The sequence below is a fragment of the Corallococcus sp. CA047B genome, assembly GCF_003612065.1.
GTDB classification, from domain to species: domain Bacteria; phylum Myxococcota; class Myxococcia; order Myxococcales; family Myxococcaceae; genus Corallococcus; species Corallococcus praedator.
Genome location: NZ_RAWD01000230.1, coordinates 1 through 16,141 on the forward strand (window position 1 = coordinate 1; position 16,141 = coordinate 16,141).

General features: G+C 70.3%; 15 protein-coding genes. 7 read left to right on the plus strand and 8 right to left on the minus strand.

The window, feature by feature from the left end; all coding sequences use genetic code 11:
* On the plus strand, positions 1 to 1,154 hold a 1,154-nt coding region (locus tag D7X74_RS28885; RefSeq protein ID WP_199741920.1), incomplete at its 5' end, for an AraC family transcriptional regulator.
* Between the two features lie 63 nt (positions 1,155 to 1,217).
* Here the strand turns inward: D7X74_RS28885 and D7X74_RS28890 are convergent.
* Together D7X74_RS28890 and D7X74_RS28895 are read right to left on the minus strand one after the other, a co-directional pair.
* On the minus strand, positions 1,218 to 2,408 hold the full coding sequence (locus tag D7X74_RS28890; RefSeq protein WP_120536228.1) for a hypothetical protein: 1,191 nt from the start codon (positions 2,406 to 2,408) through the stop codon (positions 1,218 to 1,220).
* A gap of 46 nt (positions 2,409 to 2,454) precedes the next feature.
* Positions 2,455 to 3,126: an RNA polymerase sigma factor gene (locus D7X74_RS28895; protein WP_120536229.1), complete on the minus strand. Its 672-nt coding sequence runs from the start codon at positions 3,124 to 3,126 to the stop codon at positions 2,455 to 2,457.
* Positions 3,127 to 3,657: 531 nt separating this feature from the next.
* On the opposite strand from D7X74_RS28895, the gene D7X74_RS28900 reads away from it, so the two are divergent.
* From D7X74_RS28900 to D7X74_RS28910, 3 genes are read left to right on the plus strand one after another with little or no spacing between them, the layout of a single operon-like run.
* On the plus strand, positions 3,658 to 5,418 hold the full coding sequence (locus D7X74_RS28900) for a VWA domain-containing protein (protein WP_120536230.1): 1,761 nt from the start codon (positions 3,658 to 3,660) through the stop codon (positions 5,416 to 5,418).
* A 13-nt stretch (positions 5,419 to 5,431) separates the two neighbouring features.
* Positions 5,432 to 6,520 (plus strand): hypothetical protein, encoded by a 1,089-nt coding sequence (locus tag D7X74_RS28905; protein WP_120536231.1) that lies wholly within the window; start codon positions 5,432 to 5,434, stop codon positions 6,518 to 6,520.
* Between the two features lie 49 nt (positions 6,521 to 6,569).
* Entirely contained in the window at positions 6,570 to 6,953 is a 384-nt protein-coding gene (locus tag D7X74_RS28910) for a hypothetical protein (protein ID WP_120536232.1), read from the plus strand.
* Here the strand turns inward: D7X74_RS28910 and D7X74_RS28915 are convergent.
* The 6 genes from D7X74_RS28915 to nfi all read right to left on the minus strand — a co-directional run bounded on the left by D7X74_RS28915 (position 6,934) and on the right by nfi (position 12,669).
* Positions 6,934 to 8,103: a metallophosphoesterase gene (locus tag D7X74_RS28915; protein WP_120536233.1), complete on the minus strand. Its 1,170-nt coding sequence runs from the start codon at positions 8,101 to 8,103 to the stop codon at positions 6,934 to 6,936. The two genes, D7X74_RS28910 and D7X74_RS28915, sit on opposite strands and share 20 nt — an antisense overlap.
* Before the next feature lie 7 nt (positions 8,104 to 8,110).
* Complete coding sequence (locus D7X74_RS28920; protein WP_120536234.1) at positions 8,111 to 8,368, minus strand: acyl-CoA-binding protein; 258 nt, start codon at positions 8,366 to 8,368, stop codon at positions 8,111 to 8,113.
* A gap of 129 nt (positions 8,369 to 8,497) precedes the next feature.
* Positions 8,498 to 9,013: a DUF2267 domain-containing protein gene (locus D7X74_RS28925; RefSeq protein WP_120536240.1), complete on the minus strand. Its 516-nt coding sequence runs from the start codon at positions 9,011 to 9,013 to the stop codon at positions 8,498 to 8,500.
* Between the two features lie 101 nt (positions 9,014 to 9,114).
* Positions 9,115 to 11,463 carry a GMC family oxidoreductase N-terminal domain-containing protein gene (locus tag D7X74_RS28930; protein ID WP_120536235.1) on the minus strand — a complete coding sequence of 783 codons (2,349 nt, stop codon included), beginning with the start codon at positions 11,461 to 11,463 and terminating at the stop codon, positions 9,115 to 9,117.
* Between the two features lie 277 nt (positions 11,464 to 11,740).
* Positions 11,741 to 11,956, minus strand: a complete 216-nt coding sequence (locus D7X74_RS28935; protein WP_120536236.1) for a DUF2905 domain-containing protein — start codon at positions 11,954 to 11,956, stop codon at positions 11,741 to 11,743.
* Entirely contained in the window at positions 11,953 to 12,669 is a 717-nt protein-coding gene (nfi, locus tag D7X74_RS28940; RefSeq protein WP_120536237.1) for a deoxyribonuclease V, read from the minus strand. Before nfi ends, D7X74_RS28935 begins: the two co-directional genes overlap by 4 nt.
* 241 nt (positions 12,670 to 12,910) lie before the next feature.
* Here nfi and D7X74_RS28945 point away from each other — a divergent pair, with 241 nt between their 5' ends.
* From D7X74_RS28945 to D7X74_RS28955, 3 genes are all read left to right on the plus strand, one after another.
* Positions 12,911 to 13,159 (plus strand): hypothetical protein, encoded by a 249-nt coding sequence (locus D7X74_RS28945; RefSeq protein ID WP_120536238.1) that lies wholly within the window; start codon positions 12,911 to 12,913, stop codon positions 13,157 to 13,159.
* A gap of 8 nt (positions 13,160 to 13,167) precedes the next feature.
* Positions 13,168 to 13,785, plus strand: coding sequence for a ThiF family adenylyltransferase (locus tag D7X74_RS28950; RefSeq protein WP_120536239.1), 618 nt, complete (start codon positions 13,168 to 13,170; stop codon positions 13,783 to 13,785).
* Between the two features lie 396 nt (positions 13,786 to 14,181).
* On the plus strand, positions 14,182 to 16,141 hold a 1,960-nt coding region (locus tag D7X74_RS28955), incomplete at its 3' end, for an Hsp70 family protein (RefSeq protein ID WP_147446708.1).

The window sequence follows — 16,141 nt, forward strand, 5'->3', positions numbered from 1 at the left end:
TCACAGGGCCGCCGGCCGCCTCGGGGGGGCTGCCCGCCACCACGCCCAGCGCCACGCAATCGAAGCTGCCGCAGGGCTGGTACGTCACGGAGAGCGCGCCGCAGCACTACGAGGCGGGCGTGGACGCCAGCGCCCCGTGCGAGGGCAGCCGCAGCGCCTTCCTGCGCTCGCGCACCCAGGCCACGGACAGCTTCGGCACCTTCATGCAGGCCTTCAACGCGAAGGACTTCCTGGGCAAGCGCCTGCGCTTCACCGCCGCCGTGCGCCACCAGGACGTGAAGGGCTGGGCTGGGCTGTGGATGCGCGTGGAGGGAGCGGACCCCAAGCAGCCGCTCGCCTTCGACAACATGCAGTCGCGCGCCCTGGTGGGCACCCACGGCTGCAAGCGCTACGACGTGGTGCTGGACGTGCCCAGGGAGGCCACCACCATCATGGCGGGCCTCATCATGAGCGGCGCGGGCCAGGCGTGGCTGGATGGCGTGCGCTTCGAAGCGGTGGACGCGTCGGTGAAGACGACGGACCTTCTCAGCGCCGCGCAGCAGCCCCTGCCTTCCGGGCCGCAGGGACTGGACGAGTCCGCTTCCCTCTGGGGCCGCAAGAACATGCCCCTGGGCCGGGTGGGCGAATTCTGGTTCGACAGCCAGCGCGTGGAGACGAAGACGCCGCTCGTGCGCGGCACGGGCTCGACGTGGAAGGGCTCCTTCGGCGACGAGCTCTTCGAGCACGGCATCGAGGTGAACGGCGCCTATGAGGTGCGCGACCTCGCGGTGAAGGTGCGCGCTGGTGGCGTCGCGACCCTCATTGAAGGCACCTGGGGAGGCTCGCCGGTGTTCGTGCGGCTCAGCGCGGACTCGCTCGAGATGCGCTGGGGGACCCTCAAGCGCAACCTGCGTCGCGACCCCACCCTCTCCACGGAGAAGGGGTGCAACGCCTACGTGCAGATCCGGGGAAGGTACGTCGAGGACCGGCTGGACGTGTGCGGCGTGGCGCTCGCCACGAGGCCGCCCCTGACGCAGCTGGTGGCGGCCTTCCTGTCCGCGGGCTTCCGGAGCGACGCGGATGCGCCGCAGACCATGAAGCTCCACCCGCCGGTGCGCTCCAGGCAGTCCTACGACGAGCACGAGAACTACATCCCGCCCTCCCAGCGTCAGTAACAGGCCACGAAGGGCGAAGGGCCGGTGGGAAGACTCCCCCCGGCCCGCCTTTTCCCGCGACGGCTAGAACGCGAAGTCGCGCTCCAGCGTCTCCTGTCCGGCCTGCACCGTGAGGTGGGCCGCGTGCGCGCCGGTGGCCAGCGCCGTGGACAGGTCGAAGGACAAGCCCTCCGGTCCCTGCGTCGGCTTGAGCGACGGACGCCCCGGCGACAGGAAGACGGCGGCCGTCACGGCGCGCGTGCCCAGGGGCTGCACGAGCAGCCTCACCCGTTGACGCTCGCGCACCAGCACCACGCGAAAGTCGCGCCGCTCCTCCAGCACCTCACGGTGCTCCGGCAGGCGGGCCGCGCCCGGGCGCCGGGCCGCGTCCGCGCGGGAGTCCCGTGCCGCGCGGGGGGCGGACAGCCCTTCCTCTTCCAATTCCAGCGCCTCTTCGATGGCGGTGTCGCCCTCTTCCAGCGCCAGCACGGCCTGCGCGCACTCGCCGCACCAGGCGGTGTGGGCCTCCACGCGCGCCTTCTCTTCGCGGCCCATCTCCCCCGCGTCCAGGCGCCACAGCTCTTCGGCGGTGAGGTGCCGCCGGGGGGGCATGTCCACCACCGCGGTCTCCGCCCGGTCCGCGCGGCAACCGGCGCAGTCCTTCAGGTGTTCGGTGTCCTTCAGGGGCTTGCCCGTCCAGGACGCCAGCAGGTCGTCGCAGCCGGCCCGCGCGGAGAACCACCAGGCGCCGGGGCGCTCCACGGGATCCAACAGGTCGCGCTCGGCGCGGCGCTCGGCGTTGAGGGGGATGAACCAGCGCGCCCGGGGGCGCAGCGCGGTGTCCAGGGAGCCCAGCGCCCCGAGGAAGCGCTCGCGAGCGGCGGCAGCATCCCCTTCCAGCGGGCCCTTCAGCATCTCCCACGTCACCAGCGCGCGGGCGGCGGAGGCGGCCCGGTCGCGGGCGGAGAGTCCTTCCAGCGCGGAGGCGCGCCACACTTCGGCCTCCTCACCTTCCTCGCCCAGCGCGGCCTCCATCGACTCCTCGGCGGCCCGTAGCAGCAGCGGCTGGAGCGCCTGGGGCTTCTGCGCGCGCAGCCAGGCTTCCAGCTCCGCGCGGCCCAGCGACTTCAGGGCCTCTTCCACCCCTTCGGTGCCCAGCCGGTCCGACCGGCGGAGCACGTCCCCCACCACCTCCAACAGCTCGCCCACCGGAGCGGGACCCGCGGCCAGGCGCGCTTGACGGGCCTGGTAGCGGGACAGCGCGTCGCCCTTCATCGCGGCATCCCGCGCGGGGCGGAGGACGGCATCCCTCCGAGGGATTTCACGAAGGCTCTTCCGGCAGTCCGTCCCGCTGCAATTCGAGCAGGTACAGGCGCAGGTATGCCTGGGCGCGACTGACGCGCTTGTACGAATTCACCACGCTGATGTCCAAACGCCGTGCGCATTCCTCGTGATCCTCCACGTCCTCGTGGTGATACAGCTCCCATGCTGAAGCCTCCTTGGGGTGCTCCTGCTGGAGCCTGGCGTAGGCGGCCCAATACAACTCCTGCGCCTCGGCGCGCTCCTCGCGACGCCGTGCGCCCTCCACCGCCCGGGCCACCTCGGACGGGGTCTCTTCCATGACGTCGTCGGGTGAAGACGGCGCGGGCGCCAGCTCCTCCCGGTGTCGCCGGTAGAAGTCGATGGCGACGTGCTTGACGATGCGCAGGAAGAACGTCTTGGGAGACGCGCTCCTGCCCGGCATCTGTTCGGACACGCCGCGGAACTGGTCCAGGCCCCGGTCGAGGAACTTCCCCACCGCGTCCTGGAAGAGCTCGTCGGCGTCCGCCGGAGAACCGCGTCCGTAGCTGCCTTGAATCCTGCTGATGACGTAGCGGGCCGGGCGCGCCCATCGCGCGCAGAGGGCCCCCAAGGGGTTGCCCACGGGCTCGCCCGTGGTGCGGCGGCGTGACACCTCCGCGAACAATTCCTCATCCGTGAGCTGCTCGTACACCGGAAGGCCCTGGAGGCTGTCCCGAGACGGGCGTCATCCCGGGAGGTTGGGTTGCGGGGATGTGGCGCGGCAAGGTACCACGTTGGCATCCGCGGACAGCCTCCCATGAAGTCGTGGGCGCCCGCGTGCCGGAACCACCGGACAGTCGGGAGCACCTGGAATGCCTCGACGCGTCCCGCTGCGGGTTCCTGACGCCCCTCTTCGAGAAAAAGCACGGGCCCCCGTCGCCCTTCAAGGAGGCGAAGGAAGCAGCGGAAAAGCCTGGGGAAATCCCCCGTCAGGAATCCGGCCGAGGAGGCGTCCAGGGGCGCATCGCTTTCGAGCGCCCGGCCGAAGAGGCCCCACAAGCCATGGTTCGACTCCATCTCCCCGCCCGAAAGGGTGGGGAGCCCGTCGGCGGTCCGACACTGAACTCTTAATTCAGCCTTCCGGCTTCCTCACTCGGGCGCTCACCTTTCCCTTCCACCCCTGGCTGCCCCTCCCGGGCATGCCTCTGCCTTGTGTTCCCGATGTCCCGAAAGGGGGACTGCCATGACGACGCGCACCCAGACGACCCTTCCGGAGACGCAGCGGGGACCCGCCGAGCGACTGCTCGACGTGGTGCTCGGCGGCTCCGCGCACCTGTGGCACCACCGCCCCGGCCTGAACGTGTCCGGCACCTGGGAGGCGGCGGCGCACGCGCATCCGCAGGCCCGCGCGCGCTGGCCCAAGGTGGCGCCGGGTCTGTTCGTGCCCGCGGCGGTGAAGCTGTACGGACAGCTCCTGGAGCTGTACCGCCTGAACCCCACCCTGATGGCGCACTTCGCGTCGTACGCGCTGACGCAGACGGACTGGCGCGACCTGAAGGTCGCCACGTGCGCGCTGATGCTGGTGCAGGGTCACGCGGGCCTGCCCGTGCGCGACGGCCAGGGCGCGGTCGCCTTCCACGACGACGACTTCCGCGCCATCGGCGAGGCCATGGTGCTGCACTACGTGCGCCGCTCCACGCGCATGCTCACGCCCAAGGCGGTGCTGCGCGTGGCGGAGCTCTTGGAGGTGCCCGAAATCGCGCGCCTCAACCGTGAGGCGGGCTTCGGTGACCCCGCGTCGCACAAGCCGCCCATGGGCCGCTGGAAGAGCGTGGCGCGCAAGTGGCTGGCCGCGCGCGAGGCGAACCTGCCCATGCTCCAGGGTCTGGTGAAGGCCGGCTACAAGGAGACGCTGAAGAAGCTGGCGCGCAAGGCCGGCTACAAGCCCATGTCGCAGGGCTTCTTCGAGGTGCTCGGCTGGAAGCAGAAGCAGGCGGACGGGGGCCACCGCGACGTGGGCCTGCACGGGCTCACGCTGGTGAAGCGCGAGCGCTTCGACGGGCTCAGCGAGGCGGAGATCTGCGAGTGGATTGAGCTGGAGCGCCTCTCCTACAAGGAGGTCGTGGGCCGCCTGCCGAAGGACGTGGGGCTCACGCCGGCCATCCTGGCGACGCTGTTGCCGTCGCTGTCGGACCGCGACCTGCGGCTGATGACGCCCACGCTGGAGGAGCTGGGCCTGATGGAAGAGCCGAGCGTGAAGGCGCGCTGGGAGCGGGCGGTGTCGCGCGCCACGGATCAGCGTTCGTTGAACATCGCGAAGAACGTCCGGGGCGAGGACCTGCGCCGCAAGCTGGAGGAGGCGAGCGACAACGCCGCGCGACACGCGGTGGCGCAGGCGACGGCGGACATGGACGTGCGGGTGATGTTCCTCATCGACAAGTCGGGGTCGATGGAGGGTGCCATCGAGCAGTCGAAGGAGGCGCTGTCGCGCATCCTCGCGGGCTTCCCGATGGACAAGCTGCACGTGGCGGCGTTCGACACGATGGGCACGGTGCTCAAGCCCAAGGCGGCCAACCGCACGGCGGTGCAGCACATGCTGGCCGACATGAAGGCGTCGGGCGGCACGGTGCACGGGGCGGCGGTGCACGCGCTCCACCGCGCGGGCGTGCGCATCCCGGCGGAGGCGAAGCTGGTGGTGATGGTGGTGGGTGACGAGGCGGGCGAGGCAGGCGACCAGTTCGCCAAGGCCTTCCACGCGTGCGGCTACACCGTGGCGGCGATGGCGATGCTGGTGAGCGTGGCGGGTGCGCGCGGCAACACGGTGCGCACGGGCGCGGCGCAGTTGGGCGTGCCGTTCAGCGAGGTGAGCGTGGGGCAGTTCGCGGACCCCTACCAGGTGCCGCGGGTGCTCCAGACGTTGATGGATGCGCCGCGCATGGCGGGAGCCCGCCAGTCCGGCTGGGTGGACCGTGTGATGAGCACGCCCCTGTTGAAGGTGGCGTGAAGGAGGCAGGGGCGTGGACTACCGGAAGCTGCTCGGGAAGGTGGAGTCGGCGGTGCTGCCGTATTTCGGCGGCAGGACCGTGGACGCGCCTTCACGCCGCCTGCACCTCACCACGCCCGTCGCACCGGGCTGGTGGCGCTTCGAGGTGAAGGGCCGTCAGGCCACCGCGCGCGAGCCGGCCTCCGCCGAAGGGCTGGAGGACCGGCCGCGCGTGCGGGGCCACCTGTGGGGCACGCGACTGGTGCGCGAAGGCGCGGTGGCGGAGCCCCTGGCGTTGATGCCGGAGGAAGAGCCGCCGCGCCTGTCGCCGGTGACGGCGCGCCGCTGGCATGACGGCACGCTCGTGTTCGAGGGCGTGGAGTTCGAAAGCGAGTCGGAGGAACTGGCGCGACACGCGCTGGAAGAGGACCGTCCGCTGGGGGAGGCGCGAGGCGTGGGCGCGTCCCTGCGCGCGGCGTTCGGCTTCGCGGTGCTGGAGGTCGCGTCGCGCGGCACGGGCATCCCCTTCGCACCGGTGGAGGTCCGCGCGCGCGTGCTCGACGTCGCCCGCGGTGGACGCGCGGAGGCGGAAGCGTGTCTGCGGCGGCTCGCGGACGAGCGTGTCCGTTTCGTGCGGATGCAGGCGGAACAGCAGGCCCGTGGGGACGCGGAGGCCCGGGCGTTGGAGTCCGCGCGGACGGAGCGCGAGCGAACCCTTCAGGATTTCCGCCAGGATGCCGCGACCCGAGCGAGGGCCCAGGAGCGGATGGCGCACGGCGTTCGCGGCGGGGCCTCCGCGCAAGGGACGTGGACCGGAGCGGGCCTCACGTCCGGCCAACAGCGGCGCGCGGAGGCGGCGTCCGGCGAATGGGCGGAGCGCGCGTTGAGCAAGGCCGGCGCGCGGATGCTCGACCACCGCCGGCTGGGAGTCGGTTTGATGGAAGTGGTCTACAGCTTCATGGGCGAGCGCTTCGTCACCGTGGTGGAGATGGCGACGCTGCGGGTGCGCGACGCGGGCGTGTGCCTGGCGGGCGCGGACGACCGGGTGACGTTGGAGAGCCTGCCGTCCGTGCTGAAGGAAGCCATCGACACGGGCGCGCTGGTCATCACCCGGCATGTCTGAACACACGCGCCTCCCGCGTCCGGGAGGACCACGGAGAAGGGAGGGGCTCATGTCGACGCGCGAGGTGTGCCTGCTCATCGGGCCCGGAGACGAAGTGCTGTGGGGCGACTCGTTCGACGACCCCGTGGCGCTGCCGGACTCCCGGGCGCGGTGGGAGGCCATCTGGAGCCTGCGGGACACGCTGGTGGAGGTGACCCACAGCCACCCCGAAGGACCGCTCGGCTTCTCATCGGAGGATGAGACGACGATGGCCGCGTTGCAGGCGGCGCTGGGCCGGCCGCTGCGCTTCTCGGTGGTGGCGCCCGACGGAATGGTGGCCCGCGTCGGCGGGGAGGACGTGCCCGTGCGGCACGAGCCTCCGTGGGCCGCGCCGCTCCGCATTGCGTCAGGGCTGCTGTACGGCCAGCCCCGGCTCAGCCCGGGAGCAGGATGATGCGGGCAATCTCCGGCGGCGCGGCGACGCGCATGGGCGGCCCCACGAAGCCGCAGCCCCGGCTGACGTAGAGGTGGGAGCTGCCCATCTGGCTCAGGCCCGCGTTCTGCTCACCCCAGATGAGGTGTCCCAGCACGTTGCCCGGGAACATCTGTCCGCCGTGCGTGTGCCCTGAAATCTGGAGGCCCACGTCGCGGCGGGCGACCTCCTGGAAGTTGGAGGGCTGGTGCGCCAGCAGCACCGACGCGCGGTCCGGACGCAGCCCGCGCATCGCCGCGTCCAGGTCGTAGCCGGGCTCGCCCAGCTTCTGCGCGCTCCAGTCGTCCACGCCCAGCAGGTCGAAGGACGCGCCCGCGTCCCCAATGGACACGGAGCGGTTGCGCAGCACCGTGATGCCCAGCCCCTGGACGAACGCCACCCACGCATCCGCGCCCGAGTAATAGTCGTGGTTGCCGGTGACGAAGAACGCACCGTGCCGGGCCTTGAGCGCACCAAAGCCCCCCGCGTAGCGCCCCAGCTCCGCCACGGTGCCGTCCACCAGGTCCCCCGTCACCGCGATGAGGTCCGGCTTGAGCGCGTTGGTGCGCGCCACCAGCTCGTCCACGAAGCGGCGCTGCAGCACCCCGCCAATGTGGATGTCCGTGAGCTGCACCAGCGTGAAGCCCTCCAGCGCCTTGGGCAGCCGGGGCAGTCGCACCGGAATGTCGCGCACGTCCGGAGGATGGAAGGCACGCCAGGCGCCGTAGGTGCTCACCGCCGCGCCGGCCACGGTGGCGCCCGCCGCCAGGCCCGTCGCGAGGAAGGCCCGGCGCTCCGGTGACGGAGGCTCCGGCGCCTTGCGCACGCGGGCGAGGACGCGGCCGCCGACGTCCAGGGCCAGCGTGAACATCAGCAGGTAGAGCACCAGCCCCATCCACAAGAGCAGCACGATGCCCACCGTCCGGGCCACTTCGGAGGAGAGCATCGCGCCCAGCATGCGGGCCCCCACGGAGCCCACGAAGCCTCCGACGAAGAGCACGATTCCAGCGCGGCGCAGTCCCTTGCGCGCCGTCACATCCCGCACGAGGCGGCGGTACAGGTAGACGTGGGCCACCGCGAGCAGCGAGATGACCGGCACGAGGAACAGCGCGAGGCTGAGCCAGCGGGGCATGGGGCGTCTACTTCTTCAGCAGCCCGTCCACGAGCGCCACGTACTGCTGCTTCGCGGCGTCCTTCGCCACGCCCTTGCGCTTCTCCCAGGCGTCGTACTTCGCACGGCCCTTGATATCGAGCATGCCGGGGCGCTTGCCCTGCACGTCTCCTTCAGTGCCCTGCTTGTAGAGGGAGTACAGCTCCAGCAGCGTGTCGTTCGAGGGAGCCTTGGACAGCGTCTTCACCCGGGTCTGGGCGGCGCTGAAGTCATCATCGAGGGCCATGCGTTCTCCGGCAGGGTGCGCCGGAGACTTTAAGGCACCTCGCGCCCCCTGACACGCGCCGCGTGGCGCGCGCGTGCGAAAGGGCCAGGGGATGGAGCCCACCCGACACACCGTCGGGCGGGCCCCGCGTCACATCGTCGGCAGCCACAGGTGGCGGATGTCCTGCGGCAGGTGCGCGCTCACGTCCTCGGCCTCGCCTTCGCTGATCTGATGGCGGACGGCATCCATCACCGCTCGCACCACCGGCTCCACCGCGTCCGGGTGCAGGGCGAGGTCATCCCCCACCTGCTTGAGCAGCTCGTCGCGCCCGAACTTCTCCGGACGGGCCTCGGCGTCGTGGCGCTCGCACCGGTGCAGCAGCTCCGTGAGCTTGCGCGGAAGCTGCGCCTCCAGGTCGTGCGACTCCTCCGCGTGCAGCCGCTGCTCCAGCCCGCAGAGGACGGAGACGGCCGCCTGCTGGGCGACGGCGGGCGACATGCCTCCCCGCTCGCACAGGTGGTCGATGAAGCGCGCATAGGTCTGACTGGCGCGCATTGCACTGCGCCGCGCACGCCGCTCCTCGATGGACGGCTCGCGCTGTTCCTCCGCACGCTCGTCATCCTGGGGTGCACCCGAGCGGCGCTGCGGGTCACGGTCTTCAGCCATGGGGTCCTCCCTGTCGGTCCCGGTGGGAAACAGGGTGCCCATGCCCACCCCGGAGGGCACGTCATCGCGGCTTGGTGGACCTTGAGCCGCCCGCCCGGCTGCTAGGCAGCCATGCGTCGCACGTAGGTGTCCCAGAGCGCGCCGAAGAAGAAGCTACCGAAGCGGCCCAGCGTCTCCAGGCGGTGCAGCTCATCACGCCCGTTGAGCACCCGCAGGGTGGTGAGCTGCCGGGCGAACTCCGCCGCCGTCAGCCGCAGGAAGCCCCGGCCGATGCACGGAGCAGCGGCCCCATCGCCCTTGTGCAGGGAGACCAGCAGCGTGGTGGTGTCCTTCCACAGGTCCGGGCCCGGGTCGTCGTAGAGGTCCTTGTAGCCCTCCAGGTAGTAGCGCTCGCCGGCCTCCGTGAGCAGGTTCAGCAGGTACTCCATCCGCTGGCCGCCCGGCCGGGCGTGCTCGCGCGTCATCAGGCGCAGCTCGCCCTTCGTCACCACCAGCGGACGCGAGGACAGCACGGGCGCCGTCACCGTGCCCATCAGCTTCAGGGGGTGGTGCTCGTCGCGCAGCGTCGCTTCCAGGTCCTCCGCCGTCACGGTGAGCACGAAGCGCAGGGGCGTGGCGTCGTCGCGCTCCGGCTTGCCGGCCTCCAGGAACGGGGCGGCCACCGCGCCGGACACGAAGCCGTGCATCGTCTCCGTGAAGCGCACGCCCACGGGCCCGGGGGCCGTACGGGCATCGCGCTCGGACAGCGGCGCGTAGTCGATGGTCCAGCCGTGGCGACGGGCCATCAGGGCGCAGGCCCGCTCGGCGACCGCGGAGATGGTGAGCAGCGGGTTGATGCCCAGCGAGCGCGGCATCACCGAGCCGTCGGACACGTACAGCCCCTCATGCACCGCGCGGCCGGAGGCCCCGGAGAAGACGCGGCCCTCGTGGTCCACGACGCCGTCCTCGGCGCGCTCGGCCATCACGCAGCCGCCCAGCGGGTGCGTGCAGAGCACCTCCCTGCCGAACGCCTCCGACCAGAGCGGGTAGCGCACGTAGGTGCCGCCCAGCGCGGCGGTGGCCCGGCGCAGGCGCTCCTCCACGCGGATCAACTGGGGGTCCCGGCCCGCGTCCGGCCAGTGCAGGCGCACGCGGTCGTGCTCCAGCCGCAGCTCGCCCCTCGCCTCGTCGTGCGACATCACCATCAGCGTCTGCGTGTGCTCCACCGCGCCGTGGTCCGGTCCGCGCACCAGGCTCTCGGCCTGACGCAGCCGCTCCTGGACCCAGTCCAGGATGCCCTCGTCGGTGTCCTCGCCCACCATCGCCGCCGCGCCCGCCAGCGCCGCGGGCATCAGCGAGGCCAGCGCGCCGGGGATGGCGCCCTCCTCGATGATCATTCCCTCGTCCAGCCGCGCCGTGTCGCGCTGGTCGATGGCGCCCGTGATGCAGGGGCCCACCGGGTCACGCGCCTCGTGGTCCTGCTCGCCGTGGCCCACGCCGTGGACGGGCATGTCCAGGTTGTAGCCGAAGGCCAGCACGTCGCCGTTGCTGCTGAAGCGGTGGCCCAGCCTCGAGGACACGGACAGGCCCTGCTCACGCGAGCGCAGGAGGATCTCCGCGGTGCCCATGGTGCCGGCCGCCAGGATGACCCGGTCGGCGGTGAGCCACGCATCGGGCGCGTCGAAGCGCTCGCGGCCGGTGTGGTGGGGGCGGTAGTAGACGCGCCACTTCGCGCCGTCCGGAACCACCGCGCGCACCGACACCTCGGTGAAGATGCGGGCCCCGTGCGCGTGCGCGTCCGGCAGGTAGTTCATCAGGATGGTGTTCTTCGCGCCGGTGTTGCAGCCGGTGGAGCAGTCGCCGCACAACGAGCACCCCGGCTGCCGCACGCCCGCGGGGTTGACGCCCTCCTCGAACGTCACGGCCAGGGGCGGCCGCATCAGCCGTCCGCCCAGCTTCTCCGCGGAGATGCCCAGCGTCTTGAGCTTCTGAAGCGGCGGGTGGTCCTCCGGGTACGGCAGGGGCCGCAGCATCAGCTCCGCGTGCGCGAAGCCGTCCTCCAGCAGGCCGTGCACGTCGGCGCGCAGGGCCTCGGGCCAGCGCGGGTCCTCGAACACGCGCGGATCCGGCCGCATCGTCACGTTGGCGTTGATGAGCGACGTGCCGCCCAGGCCGCACCCGTTGATGACGGACACGTCCCCGTTGCGGTGCACCTCGATGAGGCCGGTGGGGCTGCCCACGTCCAGGTCGCCCTGGCCGGGCGCGCAGTGGAGCTGGAACTCGGCCACGGCCTGCGCGGGCGTGCGCGGCATCTCGCCGGGGTGCATCTCACGGCCGCGCTCCAGCACGCACACCTGCTGTCCCGCGCGCGACAGGCGACTGGCGGTGATGCCGCCGCCATACCCCGAACCGACCACGACCACCGGGTAGTGCGATGCCAGCTCGCTCAATGGGGACGACAACCTGCGCATGCTCGCTCCTGACGGCCGCTCCGCCGCCCTCTTTTCGAACGTCGCCTCTATTCCCGGGCGGGGCCGGGAAGACGGGGGCCGCATGCTGCGCGGTTCACCGGCCTGGATCCACTCCTCGTCCGGCTTGTGCCCGTCCCGGGAGCACCGGAACAGGCCCCCCGCTGCCCGTCTGGACAGCAGGCAGGCAACCCCACGGGTGGGAGCCCGTCGGACAGACGGCGAGCGCTCCCATCCTTGAGTGAAAATCCGATGCCGGGAGTTTCGTCGGGGCCGCGGGCTAGAAGAACCGGCGCAGCACCCAGGCGCCCAGGCTGAGCAGCACGGACACGACCAGCATGGACGCGATGGGGGCGAAGAAGCGCGTGTGGCCGCTCTCCACGCGGATGTCCCCCGGCAGTCGTCCGAACCAGGAGAAGGCACCGGCCCAGACGAGGAGGCCCACGACCACGAGCCCCAGGCCCGCGACCACCAGCATCAACCCCATGGGCTTCATCCGGGACTCCCCTCCTCCAGCTCCGACGCCTCACCGCCGGCCCGGCGGAAGGCGTTGACCAGCCGGTGCGCGTGGCGCGTCGTCTCCGGCTCACGGTAGCGCGGGCTCGCCTTGAGCACCCACTCCACGGCGGTCTCCAGGTCCATCCGGTGGCCGGGGGAGACGAACACGGGGCTGACGCCCTGGCGCGTGCGGACCGCCATGCCCACCACCTCGCCCTGGTGTGTAATCGGGGCCGTGGCCCCCCTGCGGTCCGCGAGCTTGCCGGGCGTGCCCACCAGGAGCGACTTGGCGCAGCCGATGGACGGCACGTCGAAGAGCAATCCCCCGTGACAGGCGATGCCCAGCCTTCGCGGATGCGCGGTGCCCTGGCCGTCGAAGACGAGCACGTCGGGCCGGACCGTCAGCCTCGCCCAGACGGCCGCCAGCACCGGCAGCTCGCGGAACGACAGCAGCCCCGGGACGTACGGGAAGGACAGCGGCACCGCCGCCACGGACCGCGCGAGGGGCAGAAGCGTCGCCGCGTCCAGCACCACCATGCCGCCATAGCCCGTGTCGTTGCCCTTCTCCGTGGAGATGTCCGCGCCCGCCAGCCGCGTGACCTTCAGGCCCGGAGGCGGCTGGAGGATGAGCTGTTCGCGCAGGCGCTTCTGCAGCGCCACGGCCTCCCGGGGTGTGACGTTCCAGTGATGCTGTGCCGGGGGTGACTCCATGGGTTGTGTTCCTCCTGGAGCCCAACACTGTGCACGCCCACACGGAGCGTCGACGGAGGGGCCGGGACAGGCCGCCTCGTGACACGGCCACGTCACGGGTGCTGGCGCCCGGCTGCGCGCTTGCCCCTTCGCGCGGCCCCGACGGATGGGGTTGTCAGGAAGGCCGCGGCCACGGCGTCCCGGGCCAGGGTTCCCGGCCGGCCGCGCTTCCGCGGGCGCGCTCTTCAAGGAGTCAGCAACCATGGCCACGCTCAACATCACCTTCGACGGACTGTCGGCCGACGTGCCGGTGGAGCTGGAGCGGGCCATCAGCGACACGGACGTGCGCCGCATCGCTGTGGAGCTGGTGCGCTCGGGCGGAGTGCCCGGCCTCCACCGCATCCACCTGGGCGAGGACGCCTTCCAGCACTACGTCGTGGACCGCTTCCGGGGCGCTCGCGGTGACGAGCGCATCTACCTGCGTCCGAAGGTGCCCTTCGGGGCGCGTTGAGGGCCGCCATGCGCATCGTCTTCTGCGGGGTGGGGGCCATCGGTTCGACGGCGGCCCTGCTGTGTCGCAACCTGGACGCGACGCTGGTGTTCATCGACTTCGACCGGGTGGAGTCGAAGAACCTGTTGTCGCAGGCGTACGTGAAGCCGTCCGTCGGGAAGAACAAGGCGGAGGCGCTGAAGCTCCAGCTCCACAACCTGCACGCCGTGAAGGCGGAGTCCTTCGGCGTGCGCCTCACGCGCGACAACGTGGAGGCGCTGTGCAAGGGCGCGGACCTGCTGGTGGACGCGTTCGACAACCAGGACAGCCGTCAATTGCTCAGCGACCACGCCCGGAAGACGGGCACGCCGCTGGTGCACGGCGCGGTGTCCGCGGACGGGACGTTCGGACTGGTGCGCTGGGACGAGCGCTTCGTCCCGGACGCCGAGGACACGCAGGGGCAGGCCACCTGTGAAGGCGGCGAGCACCTGCCCTTCCTGGGACTGCTGGCGGCCACGCTCGCCCGGACGGTGCAGGACTTCCGCAAGCACGGGGTGAAGCGGGACGCCTTCGTGAACCTGTTGGCCGTGACGCCGGTCACCGCGAAGGAAAGTCCCTCCGCGAGTGTCGAAGTACCCCCTCCCTGATCATCGTGAGGGGTGGCCTCTTCAGCGCATCGTGAGCCCTTGTGAGCGGCATCACAGTATGGCTCGAGCTGCGATTGGCACCCCTCGGGCGGTTCAGACGGAGGGGCAGCGATGCGGTGATGCGCTCTTCGACAGAGGTCAGGGGATACCCAGCAAGATGACCCGGCTGACGCAGGAATGGGTACGAAGGATGCGGCCCGGGTCGCGCGAGCGAGACAGCTCCCCCAAGCAGAGCCAGCTTGATTGAAATGCGACGCGCAAAGGCACGTATGCCGGCAAGCGTCTCTTGCGTGCCCGAAGCGACGGATCCGCCGTCCCCGGAGAAGACCTGAAAGAGTTCGGCGGCGGCAGGGAAGACGCTATGCTCGCGCCAACGCACAGCAGGGGGCTCCCGCATTGAAGTGCCTGGAATTGCTTCCCCATCAGCCGCACATCCCCTCCAGGCTTGCCGTCCGCAAAGTGGCGGGCAAACTGGAGTTCTCGCTCAGTTCCCAGGACGCCCCCCTGGAAGGAGCACTCGTCGGGAACTTCAAGCCTCGGCTGGTCGAACCCAACGAAGAGTTCTGGCTCTCCCTGCTGCGGCCCGACGGCAAACTCGAGCAGGTTCCCCTCACAGGGAAACAATGCTGTGAGGCGTTCATGTTGGAACTCGCCAGACTCCTCCGGAAGGAAGGGAGGAAGATTGGCGACGATACGATGCTGCGCTTCTCTGAACCGCCCTTCCCCAAGGCCGAAGAGCGCAAGGCGTATCAGGACACCGTGCGAAACGCCGCGAAGGAAGCGGGCCTTGGCAGCGCCATCTCCTTCTTCCGTGAGCCCGATGCCGTCTTTGAGTACTTCCGACTGCTCCGGCGAAGAATCCCGCCCCAGGGCAACACCCTCAATGTCCTCGTCCTGGACTTCGGAGGCGGCACCTGCAACGTCAGCGTGGTCTCCACGACACTGCAAGGCGAACTCTGGAAGCGGTACATCGCCGCGCCCGTCGCTGCGGAAGCCCCCAAGGCAGGCGGTCTCTACATCGACCAGCAGTTGCTCACCCAGGCACTTCTAGAGGCCGGACTCAAGCGCCTCTACGTCGCCTCGAGCCATACCGAGGAACGCAAGGCCTATGAAGCATGGGTGGAGCGACATGTCTCCGAAACCGAATCCCTCAAGCGGAAGGTGAGCGAGACGGGTGCTCGCCACAAACTCACGTTGAGGCTGGACGGTAGGCTGGCGGAACTCGCGGGTGGAGAGCGCGACCTCGTCATTGAACTCGACCTGCAACAGTTGCGGTCCATCGTAGACAAACACTGGGATGACCGGGGCATCCGCGCAGCGATCGACCGGGTGCTCACCCAACTGAGGGCGAAGCTCACCAAGACGGCCCAGAGAAAGGTCGTCGCGGAAGACCCCAAGAGCCTCATCACCCATGTGGTCATCGCAGGTGGCTCTTCGCAGCTTCCGGGCTTCATTGACCATGTGAAGCAATACTTCGCGCCCTGCACTCCGGAGTTCACCCATGTAGGGCTGGACTATCCCTACGTGGTCGCGGTGGGCACAGGCCTCAACCATCTGGCCCTCAACCGCGCGTTGCTCGACGAGCGCACGCCCCTCCCGCTCAACGAGGAAGCCAAGGCCGAGCCAGAGAAGGTGGAGGAGGGTCCTCTTCGCTCGACGGACTCGACCTTCATTGGCGCGTTCCAGGACGACTTGTGTCTGTTCTGGCACCCCAGCGAAGGCACGGAGCCCCAGCTCCTCGTCGACAGTCACCTCAGCCCGCTGGATCTCCTGGAGAAGCCCAAGTACCAGGATGTCAAACTGCCGGGGAAGCGCCGCGACGGCTACCGCCACGTCAAGGATCAACGCTATGGCTACCAGGTGGCCTACCGGAGCGACCAGGAGGCACGCGTCGGACTGAGCGCGCAGCGGCTCAATGTCACCGACCACAATCTGCAGTTTCCCTCCAATCTCGCGAAGAGCCCCGCCCAGGTGAAGATCACCATGAATGGCGACCCGGGTCGCTCCCTGGAAATGGTCCTTCAGGTGCTTTCGCCCAAGAAACACAAGTCGATGAGCGAGCGACGCATCCCCTTTCTTTCCAGGGATGTGCCCGAAAGGGTCAGCCCCCCGCCCCCGTCCCCGACCGCGCCGCGGCCGGTGCCAGCCAAGAACGTCCTGGCGCTCCCGGTGTCGGAGGTGCAAGGCAAGCTGGAGGCAAAGGCTCTCGATGTCCTCTGCATCGACTTCGGCACCACCAACACCACTCTCGTGGACTTGAACCAGCCCTCCGAGCTCGAGCTGGAACGATTCATCGACAGGCGCCTTTCCGAGCCCAAGACGGGCATCCGACTTGAGCAGGTGGACGAAGTAGGAG